At 70.9% G+C, this 22,610-nt stretch carries 18 protein-coding genes and 1 riboswitch; of the genes, 9 read left to right on the top strand and 9 right to left on the bottom strand.

The genetic code is table 11. The features are described from left to right. The first annotated feature begins 153 nt into the window (after window positions 1-153). Window positions 154-621: a DUF485 domain-containing protein gene (locus tag BN159_RS12750; protein WP_015657393.1), complete on the top strand. Its 468-nt coding sequence runs from the start codon at window positions 154-156 to the stop codon at window positions 619-621. Further along, complete coding sequence (locus tag BN159_RS12745) at window positions 618-2,210, top strand: solute symporter family protein (protein WP_015657392.1); 1,593 nt, start codon at window positions 618-620, stop codon at window positions 2,208-2,210. Before BN159_RS12750 ends, BN159_RS12745 begins: the two co-directional genes overlap by 4 nt. 102 nt (window positions 2,211-2,312) lie before the next feature. Here BN159_RS12745 and BN159_RS12740 read toward each other — a convergent pair whose 3' ends face one another. The 4 genes from BN159_RS12740 to BN159_RS12725 form a co-directional block, all read right to left on the bottom strand. Beyond that, window positions 2,313-2,993 carry a response regulator gene (locus BN159_RS12740; protein ID WP_015657391.1) on the bottom strand — a complete coding sequence of 227 codons (681 nt, stop codon included), beginning with the start codon at window positions 2,991-2,993 and terminating at the stop codon, window positions 2,313-2,315. Beyond that, window positions 2,990-4,675 (bottom strand): sensor histidine kinase, encoded by a 1,686-nt coding sequence (locus BN159_RS12735; RefSeq protein ID WP_041819180.1) that lies wholly within the window; start codon window positions 4,673-4,675, stop codon window positions 2,990-2,992. The genes BN159_RS12740 and BN159_RS12735 overlap by 4 nt, the downstream gene beginning before the upstream one ends. A 135-nt stretch (window positions 4,676-4,810) precedes the next feature. After that, window positions 4,811-5,755 (bottom strand): sucrase ferredoxin, encoded by a 945-nt coding sequence (locus BN159_RS12730; RefSeq protein ID WP_015657389.1) that lies wholly within the window; start codon window positions 5,753-5,755, stop codon window positions 4,811-4,813. A gap of 65 nt (window positions 5,756-5,820) precedes the next feature. Next, complete coding sequence (locus BN159_RS12725) at window positions 5,821-7,077, bottom strand: citrate synthase (RefSeq protein WP_041819177.1); 1,257 nt, start codon at window positions 7,075-7,077, stop codon at window positions 5,821-5,823. Between the two features lie 121 nt (window positions 7,078-7,198). On the opposite strand from BN159_RS12725, the gene BN159_RS12720 reads away from it, so the two are divergent. Continuing rightward, window positions 7,199-8,371, top strand: a complete 1,173-nt coding sequence (locus tag BN159_RS12720) for a citrate synthase/methylcitrate synthase (RefSeq protein ID WP_015657387.1) — start codon at window positions 7,199-7,201, stop codon at window positions 8,369-8,371. Between the two features lie 38 nt (window positions 8,372-8,409). On the opposite strand, the gene BN159_RS12715 is transcribed toward BN159_RS12720, so the two are convergent. From BN159_RS12715 to BN159_RS12705, 3 genes are all read right to left on the bottom strand, one after another. Next, a complete protein-coding gene (locus tag BN159_RS12715; protein WP_231905610.1) occupies window positions 8,410-9,024 on the bottom strand; it encodes a DUF6082 family protein in 615 nt (204 codons plus the stop codon). Window positions 9,025-9,238: 214 nt separating this feature from the next. Then, window positions 9,239-9,475: a hypothetical protein gene (locus BN159_RS12710; protein ID WP_015657385.1), complete on the bottom strand. Its 237-nt coding sequence runs from the start codon at window positions 9,473-9,475 to the stop codon at window positions 9,239-9,241. 218 nt (window positions 9,476-9,693) lie between these two features. Beyond that, window positions 9,694-10,200 carry a DUF6082 family protein gene (locus BN159_RS12705; protein WP_041819175.1) on the bottom strand — a complete coding sequence of 169 codons (507 nt, stop codon included), beginning with the start codon at window positions 10,198-10,200 and terminating at the stop codon, window positions 9,694-9,696. A 320-nt stretch (window positions 10,201-10,520) separates the two neighbouring features. On the opposite strand from BN159_RS12705, the gene BN159_RS12700 reads away from it, so the two are divergent. Further along, on the top strand, window positions 10,521-11,573 hold the full coding sequence (locus BN159_RS12700; protein WP_015657383.1) for a CobW family GTP-binding protein: 1,053 nt from the start codon (window positions 10,521-10,523) through the stop codon (window positions 11,571-11,573). Here the strand turns inward: BN159_RS12700 and BN159_RS12695 are convergent. After that, window positions 11,570-14,026 (bottom strand): DNA gyrase/topoisomerase IV subunit A, encoded by a 2,457-nt coding sequence (locus tag BN159_RS12695; protein ID WP_015657382.1) that lies wholly within the window; start codon window positions 14,024-14,026, stop codon window positions 11,570-11,572. The genes BN159_RS12700 and BN159_RS12695 overlap by 4 nt on opposite strands. A 301-nt stretch (window positions 14,027-14,327) precedes the next feature. On the opposite strand from BN159_RS12695, the gene BN159_RS12690 reads away from it, so the two are divergent. From BN159_RS12690 to BN159_RS12675, 4 genes are all read left to right on the top strand, one after another. Further along, window positions 14,328-15,719 carry a M16 family metallopeptidase gene (locus BN159_RS12690; RefSeq protein ID WP_041821308.1) on the top strand — a complete coding sequence of 464 codons (1,392 nt, stop codon included), beginning with the start codon at window positions 14,328-14,330 and terminating at the stop codon, window positions 15,717-15,719. Further along, window positions 15,716-17,104, top strand: coding sequence for a M16 family metallopeptidase (locus tag BN159_RS12685; RefSeq protein ID WP_015657380.1), 1,389 nt, complete (start codon window positions 15,716-15,718; stop codon window positions 17,102-17,104). The genes BN159_RS12690 and BN159_RS12685 overlap by 4 nt, the downstream gene beginning before the upstream one ends. A 214-nt stretch (window positions 17,105-17,318) precedes the next feature. Next, a riboswitch (cyclic di-AMP (ydaO/yuaA leader) is annotated at window positions 17,319-17,482 on the top strand. A 13-nt stretch (window positions 17,483-17,495) separates the two neighbouring features. After that, a complete protein-coding gene (locus BN159_RS12680; protein WP_015657379.1) occupies window positions 17,496-18,263 on the top strand; it encodes a M23 family metallopeptidase in 768 nt (255 codons plus the stop codon). 186 nt (window positions 18,264-18,449) lie between these two features. Then, entirely contained in the window at window positions 18,450-19,136 is a 687-nt protein-coding gene (locus BN159_RS12675) for a GntR family transcriptional regulator (protein WP_015657378.1), read from the top strand. 159 nt (window positions 19,137-19,295) lie between these two features. On the opposite strand, the gene BN159_RS12670 is transcribed toward BN159_RS12675, so the two are convergent. Next, window positions 19,296-19,577 carry an HPr family phosphocarrier protein gene (locus BN159_RS12670; RefSeq protein WP_015657377.1) on the bottom strand — a complete coding sequence of 94 codons (282 nt, stop codon included), beginning with the start codon at window positions 19,575-19,577 and terminating at the stop codon, window positions 19,296-19,298. 177 nt (window positions 19,578-19,754) lie between these two features. Between BN159_RS12670 and BN159_RS12665 the strand changes: the two genes are divergently transcribed. Further along, window positions 19,755-22,583 carry a bifunctional acetate--CoA ligase family protein/GNAT family N-acetyltransferase gene (locus tag BN159_RS12665; protein WP_015657376.1) on the top strand — a complete coding sequence of 943 codons (2,829 nt, stop codon included), beginning with the start codon at window positions 19,755-19,757 and terminating at the stop codon, window positions 22,581-22,583. The last annotated feature ends 27 nt before the right edge of the window (window positions 22,584-22,610 follow it).

Genomic DNA, 22,610 nt, shown 5'->3' with positions numbered 1-22,610 from the left:
CGGGGCAGGTCGTCGGCGGACTCCGCCGCGACCTGCCCCGGTTTACGCGTATGCGAAGGGACACGCGCAGCACCATGCGGACAAATCACCTGATGGGGTGAAGAGCAAAAGGAACAAGAGTCGGGGATCTTCCCGTTCTGTCCATCCTTGGGCATGCACTCAAGCAACGGTCGTTCCCACGCGCGCGTGCGCCACGACGACCCCTGGTACGACGCGCTGGCCTCCGGCTGGGGTGAGACCGGCGCCGCCGACGCCGTCCCCGAGGCCGACGCGAAGGGTGTGCGGGACGCCGCGGACGTCTACCTGGAGGTGCAGCGCAGCGCCGCCTTCCAGGAGGTGCGCAGCCAGTACCGGAGGTTCGTCGTCCCGGCCGTCGTAGGCTTCCTGGCCTGGTACGTCGGCTACGTCGTGACCGCCACCACGGCGCCCGGGCTGATGGCCCGACCTGTGGCCGGCGCGGTGAACGTCGCGATGCTCGCCGGGCTCGGACAGTTCCTCACCACCTTCCTGCTCACCTGGGCCTACACCCGGCACGCGCGTCTGCGCCGCGACCGGGCCGCGCTCGAACTGCGCTGGGACACCCAGGAATTGACCCGCGGCGCGAGGGGCGGCAACTCGTGACGGGCGATCACCAGACCTTGGCGCTCCTGCTGTTCAGCGCGTTCGTCGCCGTCACCCTGGCGATCACGACCTGGGTGAGCCGCCACCGGCAAGGATCGGCCGAGGAGTTCTACGCCGGCGGCCGTCTCTTCTCGCCGATGGAGAATGGTTTTGCCATCGCGGGCGACTACATGTCCGCCGCATCCTTCCTCGGCATCTCCGGACTCATCGCGCTCTACGGCTACGACGGACTGCTGTACTCCGTGGGCTTCCTCGTCGCCTGGCTGGTCGTGCTCTTCCTGGTCGCCGAACTGGTCCGCAACTGCGGCCGGTTCACCCTCGCCGACGTGGTCGCCGCCCGGATGAGCGAACGGCCCGTGCGGATCGCGGCGGGAACTTCCTCGGTCACCGTGTCCGTTCTGTATCTGGTGGCGCAGATGGTGGGTGCTGGCAGCCTGGTCGCGCTGCTGCTCGGCGGCCAGGGCGAGGCGGCGCAGACCTGGACCGTCATCGGCGTCGGCGCGCTCATGGTGATCTATGTGTCGTTGGGAGGGATGCGGGCCACCACCTGGATCCAGATCGTGAAGGCGGTCCTGCTGCTCGGCGGCACCATCGCGCTGACCGTGCTCGTCCTGGTGCGCTTCCACGGCGACTTCGACCAACTGCTGCTCACTGCGGCCGATCGCAGCGGCCACGGCGACTCGTTCCTGGCTCCCGGCCTCAAGTACGGCGGCGACTGGACCGCCCGCTTCGACTTCATCAGCCTCGGACTCGCCCTGGTGCTCGGCACCGCGGGGCTCCCGCACATCCTGTCCCGCTTCTACACCGTGCCCACCGCGCGGGCGGCCCGGCGCTCGGTGGTCTGGTCGATCGGGCTGATCGGCGGTTTCTACCTGATGACGATCGTCCTCGGCTTCGGCGCCGCCGCGATCGTCGGCCCGGAAGCGGTGCGCGGCTCCAACGCCGCCGGGAACACGGCCGTACCGCTGCTGGCGCTCGATCTGGGCGGCGGGGCCCACTCCACCGGGGGGACGGTGCTGTTCGCGGTCGTCGCCGCCGTCGCCTTCGCCACGATCCTCGCCGTGGTCGCCGGAATCACCCTCGCCTCCTCGGTGTCTGTGGCCCACGACCTGTACGCGTCACTGCGGCGCCGACGGGCCAAGCCCCGCAGCGAGGTCGCCGTCGCACGCGTCGCAGCCGTCGGCATCGGCGTGGTCGCCATCGCCCTCGGCCTGCTCGCCCGAGACCTCAACGTCGCCTTCCTGGTCGGGCTCGCCTTCGCCGTCGCCGCCTCCGCCAATCTGCCCGTACTGCTCTACTCACTGTTCTGGCGCGGCCTCACCACCCGCGGCGCCGTCTGGGCCGTGTACGGCGGCCTGATCCCCGCCGTGACCCTCGTCCTGCTCTCCCCGGTGGTGTCCGGCAGCCCCGAATCCCTCTTCCCCGGCGTCGACTTCCAGGTGTTCCCGCTCCAGAACCCCGGCATCGTCTCCATCCCGCTCGGCTTCGTCGCCGGCTGGCTCGGCACGGTCACCTCCGCCGAAGTCCCGGACGAGGCCAAGCACGCGGAGACCGAGGTGCGGTCACTGACGGGAGCGGGGGCGGCCTAGAACGTGTCCGGCGTCCCGGCCGCCCGGAGACAACCGCGCACCGAATCCGTATGTAGGTGGGCGGGTACGGCCGCTTCCCCCGCCCCACCACCGGCCGCGCCCTCAGGCGCGGGTCGCCCACACGTAACGGTGCTCCGGGCGGCCCGCGTCGCCGTACTTGAGCGTGAGTCGCGCGCGGCCCGTGCGCTCCAGGAGCTTCAGATAGCGCTGCGCGGTCTGGCGGCTGACTCCGGTGCGCTCCGCGATCTCCTGGGCCGACAGGGGGCCTTCGGCACTGATCAGGGAACGCCGTACGAGATCGGCCGTGGTGGGGGAGTGGCCCTTGGGCAGCTCCGGCTCCGAGGACGCGGACAGCGCGCCGAAGATACGGTCCACCTCGGCCTGTTCGGCCTCGCCTCCGCCGTCGAGGGTGCGGCGCAGCTCCGCGTACGCCTCCAGCTTGGCGCGCAGCCCCGCGAAGGCGAACGGCTTCACCAGGTACTGGAGCGCGCCGTGCCGCATCGCCTCCTGGACGGTGGAGACGTCCCGGGCCGCGGTCACCATGATCACGTCCGTCTCGTGGCCGCGCCGGCGCATCTCCCGTACGACCGACAGACCCGTGTCGTCGGGCAGATAGTGGTCCATCAGGACCAGGTCCACCCGCGGCAGGTCCTCGACCTGCCGGAGCGCCTCCGCCGCGCTGTGCGCCGCACCGGCCACGTGGAAGCCCGGCACCTTCGCGACGTAGGCGGCGTTGACCTGGGCGACACGTGTGTCGTCGTCCACGACCAGGACCTCGATCATCGCGACTCCTCCTCGGCTGTCCGGTGGGCGATGGGCCCGGTGAGGGCCGGTTCGGCGCCCGGCTCGGTCAGTGCGTCGGGCAGGACGACGGTGAACTCCGCGCCGCCGCCGTGCGCCTCGTCCACGCCGGCGGTGCCACCCTGCCGTTCGGCGAGCCTGCGCACCAGGGTGAGCCCGATCCCGCGCTCACGATGGGCCGGCGCTTCCTTGGTGGACCAGCCCTCAGTGAAGATCAACTCGCGTTGTCCGGCCGGGATTCCCGGACCGGTGTCCCGCACTCCGAGGACCACGGTGCGTCCCTCGGCCCGCAATTCGACCTCCACGCGCGCGTGCGCGGTTCCCCCGACCGCGTCCAGCGCGTTGTCCACCAGGTTGCCGACGATCGTCACGATGCCCCTGGGGTCGATCAGACGGTCCGGCAGCCGTGTCCGGTCCGACAGCAGCAGCGCCACCCCGCGCTCGGCGGCCACAGTCGCCTTGCCCACCAGCAGTGCCGCGAGCAGCGGGTCCTTGATCTTCTCGGTGATCTGTTCCGCGGTCGCCCTGTGGTCGCCCACCACCTCGCCGACGAACTCCACGGCGTCGTCGTACATCTCCAGCTCCAGCAGCCCGAGCAGCGTGTGCATACGGTTGGCGTGCTCATGATCCTGGGCGCGCAGGGCATCGATCAGCCCGCGCGTGGAGTCCAGCTCCCGGCCGAGCTGTTCCAGCTCGGTGCGATCGCGCAGGGTGGCGACGGCGCCGCCGTCGTCGGTGGGCATGCGGTTGGCGATCAGGACGCGCTGTCCGCGCACGGTGAGCAGATCGGTGCCCGTCACCCTCCCGGCCAGCACATCGGTCGTACGGCCCTCCCCGAGCGCCTCGTCCAGGGAGCGGCCCACGGCCTCCTCGCCGATGCCGAGCAGTCGGTGCGCCTCGTCGTTGAGCAGGCGGATCCGGCCCGCGCGGTCCAGTGCGACCACGCCCTCCCGGATGCCGTGCAGCATCGCCTCGCGCTCCGCCAACAGTGCCGAGATATCGGAGAAGGCCAGGTCACGGGTCTGCCGATGGACCCGTCGGGAGATCAGCCAGGCGGCCAGCGCGCCGACCGCGAGGGCGCCGCCCGCGTACGCCAGCAGCTCCGGGATCGCGTGGATCAGCCGGGCCCGGACACTGTCGTAGGCGATCCCGACCGAGACCGCGCCGACGATGTCGCCGTCGCTGTCCCGCAGGGGCACCTTGCCGCGGGCGGTGCGACCCAGGGTGCCGTCGTCGATCTCCATGACCTCATGACCGGCCAGGGCCTGTCCCGGGTCGGTGGAGACGGTCCTGCCGACCTCGTCGGGTGTGGGGTGCGACCAGCGCACGCCCCGCCAGTCCATCACCACGATGTACTCGGCCCGCGTGGCCTCACGAATCCGCTCCGCCTCCCGCTGGACCGGCCCGTCGGCCGTCGGAGGCGTGTTCACGACGTCCTCGGCGATCTGCGGCTCGACGGCGGTGGTCTGGGCGATCGCGAGGGCCCGGCGCATCGCCTGGTCGTCGAGCTGGTTGCCGAGCGGCGCGAGGAACAGGCCCGTCGCGAGCACCGCGACTCCCGCGGCGATGGCCACCTGCATCAGCAGCACCTGCGAGAACATCCGCCGCGGCAGGCCGAGGCGCAGGCCGAGGCGCAGGCGGCGTGCGGGGGGAGGGGGGCTCATACCCAAGACGGTACGTGGGTGCGGCGGGGTGGCCGAGGGGGGTGTGGCCTGGATCTCTTGAACCTTGGGCGGGATCTCTTGAACGTTGAGCTGGATCTCTTGATCCATGGTGGACGGGGCGGTCCACCATGGACGTCAGCCGGCCAGTGCTGTCGTGGTCGTCAACTCGCGCACCGCGACCACGTCCATCCGCGCGGGCGAGCCCAGCACCGAGGTCCCGCAGCTCTCCGCGCGGGGCGGCAGCGCGGCACCCTGGGTGACGATCACATGCCACTGACGCCCGTCGCAGTGCCCGACGGTCACCGTCCAACGGGGCGCCGCACCCTCCGTACGCACGACACTCAGGGCGTCCGCCGCGTACTCGCCCACGGCCGTGCGCACCGCCAGCTCGGCCGCCTGCCCGGGCCGCTCCCACGCGGAGTTCCCGCGGCAGTTCTCGACGACGATCCGGCCCTCCCGCGCGCGGGAGAGGATCTCCTTGACGGTGTGCGCCTCCGCGCGGCCGTAGGCGTAGCCGTACGGCAGCACGAGCAGGGTCGGGGAGAAGCGATGTCCGCCCAGATGGGTGACCTCCCAGATGCCGCCCACGCCGGAGGCGTCGAGTTCGGCGGCCAGGGGGCGGCCCAGGAGGGCGCAGCAGCGGTCCCGCTTGCCGTTGGTGCACACGAGCGCGAGCGGGTCCCCCGTGTGCGGGGCCGCCTGGAGCACCGAGTCGAAGCCGCGGTGGTCGCCCTTGCCGAGCGCGGCGAAGTCCAGGTCGAGCAGCCGGCGCGGATCACGGACGGTCGCGCCGTGCAGCCAGGCGTTGCCCGGGGTGGTGTGGGCGGCGTACACCTGCCGCGCGGTGGGCGTGCCGCGGTCGGCGTGGCGCCCGGGGCGCCGGATGAGCGCGATGCGCACGCCGGTGCCCTTGGCGGCCGCCTCCAGGGCGCGTCCCAGCGCGGGGTCCAGATGGCTGGACGTGAGCGCCTTGGCACCCCACGGACCGGGCTGCTCCAGCAGCAGCCAGGTCTTCGCGGTGGCCGCGGTGCCCGCGATGGGCTCATCGAGGTCCCGGGAGACGCTTGAGCAGGTACTCACGAAGGTGAGCCTAACCTGAGTTGATTCAGAGTGGCTTCCCGACCGGCTCGTGTCCTGGTCCGGTCCTACTCCGGCAGTGGTTGCGGCGGCCTCGGGCCGACATAGTGCCCGCTGGGGCGCATCCTCAGCGGGCGCTCGCCGTACTCCTCCAGGGCATGGGCGATCCAGCCCGCCGTCCGGGCGACGGCGAAGACCGTCTCGCCCGCGGTGGCGGGCATGCCGCCGGCCACGGTGAACACGGCCAGGGCCAGGTCGACATTGGCGTGCAGCGGGGTGTGCCGGGCGGTCGTGGCGACGATGTCGCGGGCCGCCGCGAGGGCGGGTTCGGCCCGCGGGATCTCCTCCAGCAGCCCGAACAGCACCCGCGCGCGCGGGTCCTCGCCGGGGTAGAGCCGGTGCCCGAGGCCCGGGATACGGCGGCCTGCCCGCAGCTCCTCGGCGATCACCGGCGCCGCGTCACCGCGGTCGAGGACGTCCAGCAGCATCCGGTGGGCGAGCCCGCTCGCCGCCCCGTGCAAGGGGCCTTCCAGGACGCCCAGGCCCGCGGAGACGGCCGCGTACGCGTGCGCGCGGGCGGACGCGGCGACCCGCACGGCCAGCGTCGACGCGGCGAGGTCGTGGTCGACGAGCAGGGCCAGCGCGGTGTCCAGGGTGCGCAGCGATGCCTCGTCCGAGGGAAGGCCGCTGAGCCTCGCCCACAGCCGGTGGGCGAGCGGTCCCGTGTCGCGGTGGCCGCGCCGGACCGTGGGCAGGGCGGCGACGAGGGTGGGGATCAGGGCGCGCGCGGTGCCCAGTACGGCGTCCTCGGACAGGTCGAAGCGCAACGGGTCCGCTGTGGCGGCGGCGATGGCGGCGACCCTCAACCGGTCGGTGGGGCCGGTGTGTTGCGGCAGCGCCTCGACGGCGCGACGGGCCGCGGCGACCGTGGCCTCGGGGGCGGAGAAGCTGATGCCGGGGCGGAGTTGCCCGGTCCACAGCCACTCGGCGACCTCCTCGTAGGAGTGGCGGACGGCGAGCTCGGCCGCGTCGACACCGCGGAAGTAGTACCGGTCCTTGTCGATGAACGTGATGCGCGTCCGCACCGACAGCTCACTGCCGGAGCCCGAAGTGCCGCCGCTCTCCCGCCGGTTGCGCCGGGCGAGCGCCTCGACCTCCTTCGCGTCGAAGGTGCTGCCCCGGCCGCTCGGCACCCGTCGGCTGCTGAGCTGACCGCGGCTGACGTACGCGTACACGGTCTCGGGCTTCACACCGAGAAGTTCGGCGGCCTCTTTGGTGGTCAGCCGCCGGGTCGTGTGCCCGGAGCCGGGCTCTTGATCGCGCATGGAGGTCACCGTATCCGCTGGACGATGCATTGACTGGGCGTCCGCTAATGCATTGATTCAATCAATATTGACAGGGATAGAGTCAAGCATGGACAGTCGAATCAAGTCCAGGGAGGAAATCATGTCCGTCAACAGGTCGGCCCGAACTCTCATCGAGGCGCCCCGAGGGCTCGCGGGCGTCGTCGTCACCGACACCGCCATCGGGGACGTCCGGGGACTGGAGGGCTTCTACCACTACCGCCAGTACTCCGCCGTCGAACTCGCGCAGACCCGCGCCTTCGAGGACGTCTGGCATCTCCTGGTCCACGGCGAACTGCCGGACACCGAACAGGCCGCGGCCTTCACCGTCGAGACCGCCGCGCTACGGCGCCTGCCCGACGAGGTCCGCGCGGTGCTGCCCGCCCTCGCCGCGGCGAGCGCGAGCGCCGGAGGCTCCGGACCACTCGCCGGCATGCGCACCGCGCTGTCCCTGCTCGGCGCGGTGAAGGGCTTCCGGCCGGTGTACGACATCGACGCGAACGAACGCCGCCGGGACACGCTGGCCGCGGCGGCCGCCGTACCCACGCTGCTCACCGCGCTGTACCGGCTGAGTCAGGGGCGGGAGCCGGTGGAGCCGCGGGACGATCTGTCGTACGCGGCGAACTACCTGTACATGCTGACGGGTTCGGAGCCGGATCCGGTGCGGGCCAGGGCCGTCGAGCAATACTTGATCTCAACCATTGATCACGGATTCAATGCGTCAACCTTCACGGCGCGGGTCATCACGTCGACCGGAGCGGACGTGGCGGCCTGTCTGGTGGGAGCGGTGGGCGCGCTGTCCGGCCCCCTGCACGGAGGCGCCCCCAGTCGGGCGCTGGACACGCTGGACGCGATCGGCACGCCCGACCGCATCGACCCCTGGATCCGTGAGCGGGTCCTCGCCGGCGACCGCGTCATGGGTTTCGGTCACGCCGTCTATCGCACCGAGGACCCCCGCTCCCGGATGCTCCGCGAGATCGCCCAGAGCTTCGGCGGCCCTCGGGTGGAGTTCGCGGTGGAAGTCGAACACCAGGTGGAGTCGATCCTCGCCGAACTGAAGCCCGGCCGCGAACTCCACACGAACGTCGAGTTCTACGCGGGAGTGGTCATGGAACTCTGCGGCCTGCCCCGCGAGATGTTCACCCCGACCTTCGCCGCAGGCCGCGTGATCGGCTGGAGCGCCAACATCCTGGAACAGGCGGAAGACCACAAGATCATCCGCCCTGCGGCCCGGTATGTCGGGCCGGGGGCGCCGGTGGCGGTGCCTGCTGCATAAACGGCCAGGCCTGGTGTGTCGGCCAGACCTTAGGGCCCTCATCCTGGACCGGCCGGATCACCCCCGCCGGACTCGGCCAGGGCGCGATCGAACAACCGGAACATACGTCCCTCATCCGAGTCGGGAGGCAAGGACGCCTTGAGGGAGCGAGACGCAGCCCAGTAGCTGCGGAAGGCTGGACTTCGCATGATGTCGCGGGCCTCTCGGATGAGGTCCTCTTCCGACCGTTCGCCCCACTGGAAGGTGAGGACGAAATGGCTGTAGGTCAGATTGGCGAAGAGGTACTGCTTGATAACCGCGTGCGGCAGACCAGGGAAGTCGTTCCACACCTCGGTCAGAGAGGGGTCGTCCATCTGCATCTGGGTTAGCTGCACATGGAGACTACGCAAATCCGCTGCCGCGCTCCGCCGGAGTTCAGCGCGTGAGGCGACCAACTCCTCGCGTTGGAGGGCGAGTTCTCTGCGCTGGAGTTGGAGCTCACGCTGCTGGAAGAGCAACGTCGTGACCAGCAGGAGGAGGGCGAGGCCGGAGAAAACGGCGCTGACTGCGCCGAAGTAGTCGCCCAGAGCGCTGCGTTGTGTCGCTGTCGCTAAGCCTCCGTTCGCTTGCTCGACCCCGTGTATCAACCATCCGCTCGCGACGATTGATGCCATGCCTACGAGAGCGATTCCGATCACCGCTATGGCAAGCCACGCGACCAACCTGCCCGCTGATCGCCACGTCGGTACCCCAGCCAAAGTCCCCTCCTCGAAGCCGGGTGGGAAGGCTTCCCCGGCGCCGAAAGGGAAAACTTGTGTGGCCGCACCTCGGTCGATGCAAGAGGAACCGGCGCCGAAGTCTGCACCGGTTCCTGTGTCCCAGGCACCCTCAGGCGTCTGGAATATCCCTCTTTGCCATGAGGAGTGTCTCGCGGGTGATGACCACAATGCGCTCGTAGTCGGCACGTGCGGCGTCGAGGGGAAGCATGGGGTCGAGTTCAGCCGTGGCCTCGCGGCCGATGACGGCGAAGTCGCCGTCATCGAGCTCGAAAATGTCGGGGCACGACTGCCCGCTGCCGCTGCCGCGCTCGCGGGGCGAAGCCCCGACACGTCGCACGATTTTCACCGAGAGATACCAGCCTTATGGCTCGCAGGGGAGGAAGGGCCCTCCAGGCGCGGCGATCTCCGGGCAGGCGTGTGCGACGGAGCGGTCTGTCTCCGAGCGCAAGGGTGTTCGTCGGAGCGCCCGGAGAGGGCCAGCAACAAGATAGCGACTAGTTGCTTGCGGCGTGCGCAGAACCACACGGAGATCGGGTGAACCATTTCTCGGGCGAAGGGTGCGTGTCAGGGCGACTCCTCTGGAGGGCTTCCCACCACCCACCACTCATCGGCGTCGGAGTCGGTAAGGTCCCGGACCAGGTCGTCCATGAGGCTCCCCAGTATGGCCTCCTCGGAGTCTCTGGGCAGGCTCTTCCGGTGCGGGCGAGTTGCTTCCCAGTACTCGCGGAAGACAGGGTTCTGGCACAGGATGCGCAGGTGGCCGAAGAGCTCCGGCCGAGTCCATGCGCCTATGCGGTGAAAGAACAACGCGTTGATGTAGAGGACGTTCGCGAAGAGGAACTGGCGTTGTTTTTCGAGCGGGATCTCGGTGTCGTAGGTGTCAAGTACAGCCGTCAGGGCGGGATCGTCCATCGCCTTGCACATCAGGTCGAAGTGGAGTCGATGCTGCTCGATGAGCGCAGCGCGCCTTCGATGGCCCGTGCTTCGTTGTGCGACGGCCTTGATCTTGGACGCAAGGCTCGCTCGTGCAGTTCGGCCGAGGCTTCCCAACCCGAAGCTCTGTGTGGCCATGTCAACCCCCGAATCAGGCGGCCGTCCGCCGGTCGTCGGGGTGCGGGTCGACTGAAGGGGACCGGCGAGCGGTGGGCGGCGCTTGCCGTCTCCCAGGGTGCCGAGCGGCTCTGATCGGCAGGGAGGCGGAGAGGAGGCGCACGGAGGGAGGCGAGGGTCGCACAGTCCGGCGCCATGCCCAACGTCTGCCCCGCAAGTGCTGCTAACAATCGTTCACTCAGCCCGGATTCTTGCGGCTCGTATCCTGGACCGGCATTGATTCTTCGTACGCACGCCGGAACACGAGCCGGTGCACGCGTCGGTGTGAGAGAGGTCGCTCGTTGGTCCACAGCCCCGCGCAGCAGATCCCGGTCGTCGTCCTCGCCGGCTTCCTCGGCTCCGGCAAGACCACGCTCCTCAACCACCTCCTGCACCGCAGCGGAGGCAGCCGGATCGGAGCGATCGTCAACGATTTCGGCGCCATCGAGATCGACGCCATGGCCGTGGCCGGCGCGCTCGGCGACTCGACCGTGTCCCTCGGCAACGGCTGCCTGTGCTGCGCCGTCGACGCCAGTGAACTCGACCTGTACCTGGAGCGGCTCGCCCGGCCTTCCGCCGGCATCGACGTCATCGTCATCGAGGCCAGCGGGCTCGCCGAGCCGCAGGAACTCGTGCGCATGGTGCTCGCCAGCGAGCATCCCGGCATCGTCTACGGCGGTCTCGTCGAGGTCGTCGATGCCGCCGAGTTCGACGACACCCGCGCCCGGCACTCCGAGATCGACCGGCACCTCGCCCTCGCCGACCTCGTCGTCGTCAACAAGCTCGACCGCGCCGCAGAGCCGGATCGGGTGACCGCGCTCGTCCGCGACCTTGCCCCACGCGCCGCCGTCGTACCCGCCACCTACGGCCGTATCGACCCCGAGTTCCTCTTCGACTGCCGGCCCAGCGAGGAGCGCGTCGGGCAGCTGTCCTTCGACGATCTGCATGAGCACGGGCACGGGGACCATGACGGGCATTTGCATGCCGCGTACGACAGTGTCCCGTTCGTCTCCGCGCAGCCCCTTGATCCGCGCTCGCTCATGAGCTTCCTCGACAGCCGTCCCGAGGGGCTCTACCGGATCAAGGGGTACGTCGACTTCGGACCGCACGACACCGGGAACCGGTATTCCGTGCACGCCGTCGGACAGTTCCTGCGGTTCTTTCCGGAGCCCTGGGCGCACGGCGCCGACCGTCTCACCCAGCTCGTCCTCATCGGCTCCGGCATCGACGCGCCCGCCCTCGCCAAGGAGCTGGAGGCGTGCACGAGCGACGCCCCGCACGCCGATGAACACGGCATGTGGGGCGTCCTGCGCTATGTCAGGGGTTCTGAGGAGGAGCCCTTCGACGAGGCCTAGACCGGGCCCGCCACCACCCACACCGTCTTCGCCAGCGACACGCCCGAGCCGTCGCGGCGCGGGTCCATCTCGGGCAGTTCGGCCGGGGTGCCGTTCTTCTGTGCCGCCCGGGCCGGCACGGCGCCCGCCCAGGCCAGGGACAGACAGTCCTCGCCCTTCAGGAACCGCTGGCAGCGGACGCCGCCGGTGGCCCGGCCCTTGCGCGGGTACTGGTCGAACGGGGTCAGCTTGGCCGTCGTCTGCACCGAGTCGTCCAGCGTGCCGCGCGAGCCCGCGACGGTGAAGACGACGGCGTCGGCCGCCGGATCGACCGCCGTGAAGGAGATCACCTTCGCGCCGTCGGCGAGCTTGATGCCCGCCATACCGCCCGCCGGACGGCCCTGCGGGCGCACCTGCGCGGCCTGGTAGCGCAGCAACTGCGCGTCGTCCGTGATGAAGACCAGGTCCTCCTCGCCGGTGCGCAGCTCGATCGCGCCGACGATCCGGTCGCCCTCCTTGAGGGTGATGACCTCCAACTCCTCCTTGTTGGACGGGTAGTCCGGCACCACCCGCTTCACCACACCCTGCTCGGTGCCGATCGCCAGGCCCGGCGAGGACTCGTCCAGCGTGGTCAGGCAGACCACCGTCTCGTCGCCCTCCAGGGAGACGAACTCCGACAGTGGCGCACCGCCCGAGAGGTTCGGCCGCGCCGCTGTGTCCGGCAGGGTGGGGAGGTCGACGACGTTGATGCGCAGGAGTCGGCCCGTCGACGTCACTGCGCCCACCTCGCCCCGCGCGGTGGCCGGGACCGCCGAGACGATCACGTCGTGCTTGGTGCGCTTGGCGTCGCCGTCCTCCGCGAACGGGTCGCCGTTCGACGTACGGGCCAGCAGGGCCGTCGAGGACAGCAGCACCCGGCACGGGTCGTCGGCCACCTGGAGCGGTACGGCCGCCACCGGGGCGCCCGCAGCCTCCAGCAGGACCGTACGCCGCTCGGTGCCGAACTTCTTGGCCACCGCGGCCAGTTCGGCGGAGACCAGCTTGCGCAGCTCGGCGTCCGAGTCCAGGATCCGGGTCAGCTCCGCGATCTCCTCGTTGAGCCGGTCCTTCTCCGCCTCCAGCTCGATGCGGTCGTACTTGGTGAGCCGGCGCAGCGGGGTGTCCAGGATGTACTGCGTCTGGATCTCCGACAGCGAGAAGCGCTCCATCAGACGCTCCTTGGCCTGTGCGCTGTTCTCACTGGAGCGGATCAGCCGGATGACCTCGTCGATGTCGACGAGGGCCGTCAGCAGGCCCTCCACCAGGTGCAGGCGGTCGCGGCGCTTGGTGCGGCGGAACTCGCTGCGGCGCCGGATGACCTCGAAGCGGTGGTCGAGGTAGACCTCCAGCAGTTCCTTGAGGCCGAGGGTGAGGGGCTGGCCGTCGACCAGGGCGACGTTGTTGATGCCGAAGGACTCCTCCATCGGTGTCAGCTTGTAGAGCTGCTCCAGGACGGCCTCCGGCACGAAGCCGTTCTTGATCTCGATGACCAGGCGCAGGCCGTGCTCGCGGTCGGTGAGGTCCTTGACGTCGGCGATGCCCTGGAGCTTCTTCGAACCGACCAGGTCCTTGATCTTGGCGATCACCTTCTCCGGGCCGACCGTGAAGGGCAGCTCGGTCACGACCAGGCCCTTGCGGCGGGCGGTGACCGTCTCCACCGCCACCGTCGCGCGGATCTTGAAGGTGCCGCGGCCCGTCTCGTAGGCGTCCCGGATGCCGGACAGACCGACGATCCGGCCGCCGGTGGGCAGGTCGGGGCCGGGGATGTACTTCATCAGGGCGTCCAGATCCGCGTTCGGATAGCGGATCAGGTGGCGGGCGGCCGCGATGACCTCGGAGAGGTTGTGCGGCGGCATGTTGGTGGCCATGCCGACGGCGATCCCGGAGGAGCCGTTGACCAGGAGGTTCGGGAAGGCGGCGGGCAGCGCCACCGGCTCCTGCTCCTGGCCGTCGTAGTTGGGCGCGAAGTCGACCGTGTCCTCGTCGATCGACTCGGTCATCAGACTCGTCGCCGCGGCCTGCCGGCACTCGGTGTACCGCATGGCGGCCGGCGGGTCGTCATTGCCCAGGGAGCCGAAGTTGCCGTGGCCGTCGACCAGCGGCAGGCGCATCGAGAACGGCTGGGCCATGCGCACCAGGGCGTCGTAGATCGACGCGTCGCCGTGCGGGTGCAACTTACCCATGACCTCGCCGACCACGCGCGCGCACTTCACATAGCCGCGGTCGGGGCGCAGGCCCATCTCGTTCATCTGGTAGACGATGCGCCGGTGCACCGGCTTCAGGCCGTCACGGGCGTCCGGCAGGGCGCGCGAGTAGATGACCGAGTACGCGTACTCAAGGAAGGAGCCCTGCATCTCGTCCACGACGTCGATGTCGAGGATCTTCTCCTCGAACGAGTCGTCGGGCGGCGGGGTCTTCGTGCTGCGGCGGGCCATCGCTGCCAAGGCTCCTTCATCTTCGTGCTCGCTTGCTGGGCGCGCGCACCGGATCTGACGCGGACCATTGTGGACCGCGGCACTGACATCCCGGACCAGGACCCGGCGTCGGCCGTGCGGACCGGTGCGGAGAGTGACCTCTGCTCACGGCTGCCCGCAGGCTACGCGATCCGATGTGGGCATCCGCCCTCGGCGTACGCAGTCCGGGAACTTCGCCGACGCCGCGCACGCTTGCATACAGTGGCAGGACCGGCAGGAAATCCGCGGTTTCGACGACCGCGCCGCGATCGAAGGGACGCACATGCCCATGGGTCACACGGCCACAGAGCAGGCAGGCACCGGGGGCCTGACAGCGACCGAGCACCGCCTGGCCAACGGCCTGCGTGTGGTGCTCTCCGAGGACCATCTGACCCCGGTCGCGGCGGTGTGCCTCTGGTACGACGTCGGCTCACGCCACGAGGTCAAGGGACGTACCGGCCTGGCTCACCTTTTCGAGCACTTGATGTTCCAGGGCTCCGGCCAGGTCAAGGGCAACGGCCACTTCGAACTGGTGCAGGGCGCCGGCGGCTCCCTCAACGGCACCACCAGCTTCGAGCGCACCAACTACTTCGAGACCATGCCCGCCCACCAGCTGGAGCTCGCCCTCTGGCTGGAGGCCGACCGCATGGGCTCCCTGCTCGCCGCCCTGGACGACGAGTCGATGGAGAACCAGCGCGACGTCGTGAAGAACGAGCGCCGCCAGCGCTACGACAACGTCCCCTACGGCACGGCCTTCGAGAAGCTGACCGCCCTCGCCTACCCGGAGGGCCACCCCTACCACCACACGCCGATCGGCTCGATGGCCGACCTGGACGCGGCGACGCTGGAGGACGCCCGCGCGTTCTTCCGCACGTACTACGCCCCGAACAACGCTGTGCTGTCGGTCGTCGGCGACATCGACCCGGAGCAGACGCTCGCCTGGGTCGAGAAGTACTTCGGCTCCATCCCCGCCCACGACGGCAAGCCCACCCCGCGCGACGGCTCGCTGCCGGACATCATCGGCGAGCAACTGCGCGAGATCGTCGAGGAGGAGGTCCCCGCGCGGGCGTTGATGGCCGCCTACCGTCTCCCCGAGGACGGCACGCGCGCGTGCGACGCGGTCGACCTGGCGCTCACCGTCCTCGGCGGCGGCGAGTCCTCCCGCCTCTACAACCGCCTCGTCCGACGCGACCGTACGGCCGTGGCCGCCGGGTTCGGGCTGCTGCGCCTGGCCGGTGCGCCCTCCCTCGGCTGGCTGGACGTGAAGACCTCCGGTGACGTCGAGGTCCCGGTGATCGAGGCCGCCATCGACGAGGAGCTCGCCCGGTTCGCGGCCGAGGGCCCGACGGCCGAGGAAATGGAGCGCGCCCAGGCCCAGTTGGAGCGCGAGTGGCTGGACCGGCTCGGCACCGTCGCGGGCCGCGCCGACGAACTGTGCCGCTACGCGGTCCTGTTCGGCGACCCGCAGCTCGCCCTCACCGCCGTGGGACGCGTGCTGGACGTGACCGCCGAGGAGGTCCAGGAGGTCGCCAAGGCCCGGCTGCGGCCCGACAACCGCGCGGTGCTCGTCTACGAGCCGACCGTCCCCATGGAGACCGTCGAGGAACCCACCGAGGACCTGGAGTCCGCGGCCACCGTGGAAGCAAGCGACGAGAACGAGGAGACGGCCAAGTGACCGAGCTCGCCCCGATGGAGTTCCACCCCCAGCCCAAGGCGGGCGAGGCCAAGGTCTGGGCCTTCCCGGCGCCCACGCGCGGGACCCTCGACAACGGCCTGACCGTCCTGCGCTGCCACCGCCCCGGCCAGCAGGTCGTCGCCGTGGAGGTGCTCCTGGACGCCCCCCTGGAGGCCGAGCCGGCCGGCCTGGACGGCGTCGCCACGATCATGGCGCGCGCCTTCTCCGAGGGCACCGACAAGCACACGGCCGAGGAGTTCGCCGCCGAGCTGGAGCGCTGCGGCGCCACCCTCGACAGCCACGCCGACCACCCCGGTGTGCGCCTCTCCCTCGAAGTGCCGGTCTCCCGGCTGCCCAAGGCGCTCGGACTGCTCGCCGACGCCCTCAGGGCGCCCGCATTCGCCGACAGCGAGGTCGAGCGGCTGGTCCACAACCGCCTCGACGAGATCCCGCACGAGCTGGCCAACCCCTCCCGGCGCGCCGCCAAGGAGCTGTCCAAGCAGCTCTTCCCGGCGGCCGCGCGCATGTCGCGCCCGCGCCAGGGCACCGAGGAGACCGTCGAGGCCATCGACTCCGCGGCCGTACGCGCCTTCTACGAGCGGCATGTGCGCCCCGCCACGGCCACCGCCGTGGTCGTCGGCGACCTCACCGGCACCGACCTCGACGCGCTCCTCGCCGACACCCTCGGCTCCTGGACCGGCTCCTCGGCCGAGCCGCGGCCGGTGCCCCCGGTCACCGCCGACGACACCGGCCGCATCGTCATCGTGGACCGCCCCGGAGCCGTCCAGACGCAACTGCTGATCGGCCGCGTCGGACCCGACCGGCACGACCGCGTGTGGCCCGCGCAGGTCCTCGGCACGTACTGCCTCGGCGGCACCCTCACCTCCCGCCTGGACCGCGTCCTGCGCGAGGAGAAGGGCTACACCTACGGCGTGCGCTCCTTCGGGCAGGTCCTGCGCTCCGCCCCCGACGGCACCGGCGCGGCGTTGCTCGCCATCAGCGGCTCCGTCGACACGCCGAACACCGGTCCCGCCCTGGAGGACCTGTGGAAGGTGCTGCGCACCCTCGCCGAGGGCGGGCTCACCGACGCCGAGCGCGACGTCGCCGTGCAGAACCTCGTCGGGGTGGCGCCGCTGAAGTACGAGACGGCGGCCGCCGTGGCGAGCACGCTGGCCGACCAGGTCGAGCAGCACCTGCCCGACGACTACCAGGCGACGCTGTACCGCCGGCTCGCCGAGACCGGCACCGTGGAGGCCACCGCGGCGGTCGTGAGCGCCTTCCCGGTGGACCGTCTGGTGACGGTTCTGGTCGGTGACGCGGCGCAGATCAAGGAGGCCGTGGAGGCCCTCGAAATCGGTGAAGTCACCGTGGTGACGGCCGAGTAGACACCCTCTCGGACGTGAACGCGCGGTCACGCGCGTGTGGGGCCCTGGTGACGGAAGCGACACCAGGGCCCCTTTATGTCCGAATTGAGGGAGAGGTTGCCTGTCTGACCTGTGGCATGCGCTACAAAAACGGTGATCCGTTTGGGAATTGAAAGTTGCCCCGTTTAGCGTCGTCCGGGCTGTCCGTCAGGCAGTGCGCCGCGACCGCGGCACCGGACAGTCATCGCCGAGTCCCCGTACGGCGCGAGCCAGGGGAGCCGGGGACCCATCGCAGTCCCTGGGGTGAATCGGACGCCCGCGCGTAGTGCGAGGGGGTCCGTAGGAGACCTTCCTGCTCCGAACCCGTCAGCTAACCCGGTAGGCGAGAAGGAAGGAAAGGACCAGCCACTACATGGCGTTCACCCGCGCCACCGGGAAGCACCGTCGTCCCAGCCGGATGCAGCGTACGACCGCCCGTGCGGCGGGCGTCGCGGCCCTCACCACCACCGGCGTCGTCGGCACCCTCGCCGCCGCCCCGGCGTTCGCCGCCGAGGTCCCCACCGAGCAGACCGGTCTCACCCCCGTGATCACCATCGGCGACACGGTCGCCGACCAGATCGACGCCCAGGCCGACGCCCAGAAGCAGGCGGCCGAGTTGGCGGAGGCCAAGCAGGAGGCCGAGGAGGCCGCGCGCAGGCGGGCCGCCGAGGCCGCCAAGGAGGCCCGCGAGGCCAAGGAGCGCGCCGCCCGTGAGGCCGAGCGCAAGCGCCTGAACACCTTCGTCTCCCCGATCTCCGGCTCCTACGTCTCCACGAGCTACAAGGCCGGCGGAGCGGTCTGGTCCTCCGGCAGCCACACCGGCATCGACTTCCACGCCGCCAGCGGCACCTCCGTCCGCTCGGTCGGCACGGGCACCGTCGTCGAGGCCGGCTGGGGCGGGGCGTACGGCAACCAGATCGTCATCAAGATGCATGACGGCACGTACACCCAGTACGGGCACCTGTCGTCGATCGCGGTCTCGGTCGGCCAGAGCGTCACCCCGGGCCAGCAGATCGGCCTGTCCGGGGCCACCGGCAACGTCACCGGGGCGCACCTGCACTTCGAGGCCCGTACGACCGCGGAGTACGGCTCGGACATCGACCCGCTCTTCTACCTCCGCTCGCACGGCGTGAGCCTCTGACGGCATCCGCCACCGCTTCCCGGAACCCCGGCTCCCAGAGCCGGGGTTTTCGGCGTTTAACGGACCCTGTTGTCCAAAAAATATCCATGGATTCCGGCCCGCCATCGGAAATTCCCGCTCATTGTCATAGAGTCGATGAACACGTCAGCCATCGACGTTTCACGGGGATTAAAGCGGAGGTCGGTCATGCGTGTTCCGGCGCACTCGGTATGCACGGCGATCCGGGACGACATCGTCGCCGGTGTCCACGAGCGTGGCGGCCGGCTCACCGAGGAACTGCTCGCCCGCCGCTACGGCGTCTCGCGCGTCCCTGTCCGGGAGGCCCTGCGCACGCTGGAGGCGGAGGGCTTCGTGGTGACCCGGCGGCACGCGGGCGCGTGCGTCGCGGAGCCGACCGAACAGGAGGCCGCCGACCTGCTGGAGATGCGCGGCCTGCTGGAGCCGCTCGGCGCCGCCCGGGCCGCCCAACGGCGCACCGAGGCGCATCTGAAGGTGCTGCGTGGCCTGGTCAGGCTCGGTCAGGAGCGGGCCAGGAGGGGCAACAGCGAGGATCTGCGCTCGCTGGGCGGCTGGTTCCACGAGACGCTCGCCCAGGCCTCCGGCAGCCCCGCGCTGACCTCGATGCTGACCCAGCTCCGGCACAAGATCGCCTGGATGTACGCGGTGGAGGCGCCGGCCAGCCCCGTGGACACATGGGCGGAGCACGGCGCGATCGTGGACGCGGTGGCGCGCGGCGACAGCGAACGCGCGCGGGCGATCACGGCCATGCACACCGAGCGCGCGAGCGGCGCACACCGGCTGCGACTCCCCGCGGGACCGGAGCGTGTGAGGAATTCGCAACATCCCGTAAACATGTCGGGCCAGCGGCATTAACATGCGCGCCGTATACAAAGAGGCAGTAATTCGCGGGGGATTATTTCTGCTGCCCGAATTCTCAAAATGCGATCGCCTCGTGGGAAAGATGAAGGGGCCCGCCCGATAATTCGGACGAGCCCCTTCGTGGCAGCGGCGGGTGCCGCGACCGTATTTTGCTCAGACGGTCTCGGGGAGCTCCTCGAGGCCCTCGGCGACCAGCTTGGCCAGCCGGTCCAGGGCGGCGTCCGCGCCCTCGGCGTCGGAGGCGAGCACGATCTCCTCGCCGCCCTGGGCGCCCAGGCCCAGAACGGCCAGCATGGAGGCCGCGTTGACGGCGTTGCCGTCAGCCTTGGCGATCGTCACCGGGATACCTGCGGCCGTGGCGGCCCGGACGAAGATGGAAGCGGGGCGGGCGTGGAGGCCCTCGGCCCAGCCGACGTTGACGCGGCGCTCAGCCATGTGATGCTGCCCTTCAGGTGCTCAGGTTGTCTAGACCAGTGTTCCACAACGTGAAGCGTGCCCGGAACGGACGTTCGTCCTGTTCCGTGTGGTCGCCGGACCGCGGCCTCGATCCGGCACCCGTCCTCCACAGATTGCCCCGCGCCGTTGTCGGACGCGAGCCGTAATCTGGGGCCCATGCAGAGCGCCTCGGACCGGTACGAGTACCCCGCCCACTGGGAAGCCGACGTGGTGCTGCGCGACGGCGGCACCGCACGCATCCGCCCCATCACCGTTGATGACGCCGAGCGCCTGGTCAGCTTCTACGAGCAGGTCTCGGACGAGTCGAAGTACTACCGCTTCTTCGCGCCCTACCCGCGACTGTCCGCCAAGGACGTCCACCGCTTCACGCACCACGACTTTGTGGACAGGGTGGGACTCGCGGCCACCATCGGCGGCGAGTTCATCGCCACCGTACGCTATGACCGCATCGGCACCGACGGAATGCCCGCCTCCGCGCCCGCCGACGAGGCCGAGGTCGCCTTCCTCGTCCAGGACGCCCATCAGGGCCGCGGCGTCGCCTCCGCGCTCCTCGAACACATCGGCGCCGTCGCGCGGGAACGCGGGATCCGCCGGTTCGCCGCCGAGGTGCTGCCCGCCAACACCAAGATGATCAAGGTGTTCACGGACGCCGGGTACACCCAGAAGCGCAGCTTCGAGGACGGCGTGGTGCGCCTGGAGTTCGGCCTGGAGCCCACCGACCGCTCGCTCGCCGTGCAGTACGCGCGCGAGCAGCGTGCCGAGGCGCGGTCCGTGCAACGCCTGCTGGTACCCGGCTCGGTGGCCGTCATCGGCGCCGGCCGGACACCCGGCGGCGTCGGCCGGGGCGTCCTGGACAACATTCGCGCGGGCGGCTACCGCGGCGCCCTGTACGCGGTGAACCAGGCGTTCCCCGAGGAGCTGAAGGAGCTCGCGGGCGTGCCCGCGTACCGCTCGGTGCGCGACATCGACGGACATGTCGACCTCGCCGTGGTCGCCGTGCCGGCCGAACAGGTCCCCCGAGTCGTCACCGAGTGCGGCGAGCACGGCGTCCAGGGGCTGGTCGTGGTCTCCGCCGGGTACGCCGAGAGCGGGCCCGAGGGCAGGGAGCGCCAGCGCGAACTCGTCCGGCACGCGCGTGCGTACGGCATGCGGATCATCGGGCCGAACGCCTTCGGCGTCATCAACACCTCGGCGGACGTCCGGCTGAACGCCTCGCTGGCGCCCGAGATGCCACGGCCCGGCCGGATAGGGCTGTTCGCGCAGTCCGGTGCCATCGGCATCGCGCTGCTGTCCCGGCTGCACCGCCGCGGCGGTGGGGTCACCGGCGTCACCGGGGTGTCCACCTTCGTCTCCTCCGGCAACCGGGCCGACGTCTCCGGCAACGACGTCCTCCAGTACTGGTACGACGACCCGGACACCGATGTCGCCCTCATGTACCTGGAGTCCATCGGCAACCCCCGTAAGTTCACCCGGCTCGCCCGGCGGACGGCCGCCGCCAAGCCGCTGGTCGTGGTCCAGGGAGCGCGGCACGGGGGAGGGGCCCCGCAGGGGCACGCCGTTCGGGCGACGCGGCTGCCGCAGGACACGGTGTCGGCCCTGCTGCGGCAGGCCGGGGTGATCCGGGTCGACACCATCACCGAACTGGTCGACGCGGGGCTGCTCCTCGCCCGCCAGCCGCTGCCGCCCGGGCCGCGCGTGGCGATCCTCGGAAACTCCGAGTCGCTGGGCCTGCTGACCTACGACGCCTGCCTCGCCGAGGACCTGCGGCCGCTGCCGCCGCTGGACCTGACGACAGGGGCGTCGGCGGAGGACTTCCGCAGGGCCCTGTCGCGGGCCCTGGCCGACGACACCTGTGACGCCGTGGTCGTCACGGCGATCCCGGCGATCGGGGAGCCCTCAGCGGGGGATGCGGTGCTGGCGGAGGCGCTGCGGTCGGCGGCGGAGGAGGCGCCGGGGAAGCCTGTGCTGGTGGTGCACGTGGAACTGGGCGGGCTGGCGGAGGCACTGTCCGCGGCGACCAGCACCGCACCCCGGGCCCCTGCCGGACCGGAGCCGGTCGCACCCCCCGCGCCCGCCCCCGGTCCCGCGGACGCGCCGCGGGACCAGCCGCCCTCCCCGCGCGGGCGCCTCATCCCCGCCTACCCCGCCGCCGAGCGCGCCGTCCGCGCCCTCGCCGAAGCCGTGAAGTACGCCCAGTGGCGACGGGAGGCTGCCGAGCCCGGCCGGGTCCCCGAGTACGACGGCATCGACGAGCGGGCAGCCGCCGCCCTGATCGACGGCCTCCTCGCGCGCGGGCAGGGCCTCACCCTCGGCCCCGAGGAGACCTGCGAACTGCTCGGGACGTACGGCGTCCAGGTGCGGCAGGCCGTCCCCGCGCCCACCCCCGATGCCGCCGTCGATGCGGCCCGCGCGGTGGGCTACCCCGTCGCCCTCAAAGCCACCGCACCGCATCTGCGGCACCGCGCCGACCTGGGCGGCGTACGGCTGGATCTCGCGGACGAGGAGCAACTGCGGCGGGCGTACGCCGAGTTGGTGGAGCTGTTCGGCAAGCCGGAGGAGTTGCGGCCGGTCGTTCAGGCGATGGCCCCGCGCGGGGTCGACACGGTCGTACGGGCCGTGATCGACCCGGCGGCCGGTGCCGTACTTTCGTTCGGGCTCGCCGGAGCCGCCTCTCAGCTGCTCGGGGACATGGCGCACCGGCTGATCCCGGTCACCGACCGCGAGGCGTCCTCCCTGGTGCGGTCGATCCGGACCGCGCCGCTCCTGTTCGGCTGGCGCGGCTCCACCCCGGCCGACACCCCCGCGCTGGAGGAACTGCTGCTGAGGGTGTCGCGCCTGGTCCACGACCACCCGGAGGTCGTCGCGGTGACCCTGGAGCCGGTCGTCGTCGCCCCGCACGGGCTGAGCGTGCTCGGCGCCACCGTACGGCTGGCCCCGCCGCCCGCCCGCGACGACCTCGGCCCACGCACGCTCCCCGCCTACTGACCGGCGCGAGCGGTCCCTCGCAGTCAG

This window comes from Streptomyces davaonensis JCM 4913 (assembly GCF_000349325.1).
GTDB lineage: Bacteria > Actinomycetota > Actinomycetes > Streptomycetales > Streptomycetaceae > Streptomyces > Streptomyces davaonensis.
The sequence above is the reverse complement of the archived record's forward strand: the minus strand, read 5'-3'. Positions and strand labels throughout refer to the sequence as shown.

Bases quoted from the DNA above. Each gene is read 5' to 3' on its own strand.
- BN159_RS12750 (WP_015657393.1), top strand. From the start codon at position 154: ATGCACTCAAGCAACGGTCGTTCCCACGCGCGCGTGCGCCACGACGAC.
- BN159_RS12740 (WP_015657391.1), bottom strand. From the start codon at position 2,993: ATGATCGAGGTCCTGGTCGTGGACGACGACACACGTGTCGCCCAGGTC.
- BN159_RS12735 (WP_041819180.1), bottom strand. From the start codon at position 4,675: ATGAGCCCCCCTCCCCCCGCACGCCGCCTGCGCCTCGGCCTGCGCCTC.
- BN159_RS12725 (WP_041819177.1), bottom strand. From the start codon at position 7,077: ATGCGCGATCAAGAGCCCGGCTCCGGGCACACGACCCGGCGGCTGACC.
- BN159_RS12720 (WP_015657387.1), top strand. From the start codon at position 7,199: ATGTCCGTCAACAGGTCGGCCCGAACTCTCATCGAGGCGCCCCGAGGG.
- BN159_RS12715 (WP_231905610.1), bottom strand. From the start codon at position 9,024: ATGGCATCAATCGTCGCGAGCGGATGGTTGATACACGGGGTCGAGCAA.
- BN159_RS12705 (WP_041819175.1), bottom strand. From the start codon at position 10,200: ATGGCCACACAGAGCTTCGGGTTGGGAAGCCTCGGCCGAACTGCACGA.
- BN159_RS12695 (WP_015657382.1), bottom strand. From the start codon at position 14,026: ATGGCCCGCCGCAGCACGAAGACCCCGCCGCCCGACGACTCGTTCGAG.
- BN159_RS12690 (WP_041821308.1), top strand. From the start codon at position 14,328: ATGCCCATGGGTCACACGGCCACAGAGCAGGCAGGCACCGGGGGCCTG.
- BN159_RS12680 (WP_015657379.1), top strand. From the start codon at position 17,496: ATGGCGTTCACCCGCGCCACCGGGAAGCACCGTCGTCCCAGCCGGATG.
- BN159_RS12675 (WP_015657378.1), top strand. From the start codon at position 18,450: ATGCGTGTTCCGGCGCACTCGGTATGCACGGCGATCCGGGACGACATC.
- BN159_RS12670 (WP_015657377.1), bottom strand. From the start codon at position 19,577: ATGGCTGAGCGCCGCGTCAACGTCGGCTGGGCCGAGGGCCTCCACGCC.
- BN159_RS12665 (WP_015657376.1), top strand. From the start codon at position 19,755: ATGCAGAGCGCCTCGGACCGGTACGAGTACCCCGCCCACTGGGAAGCC.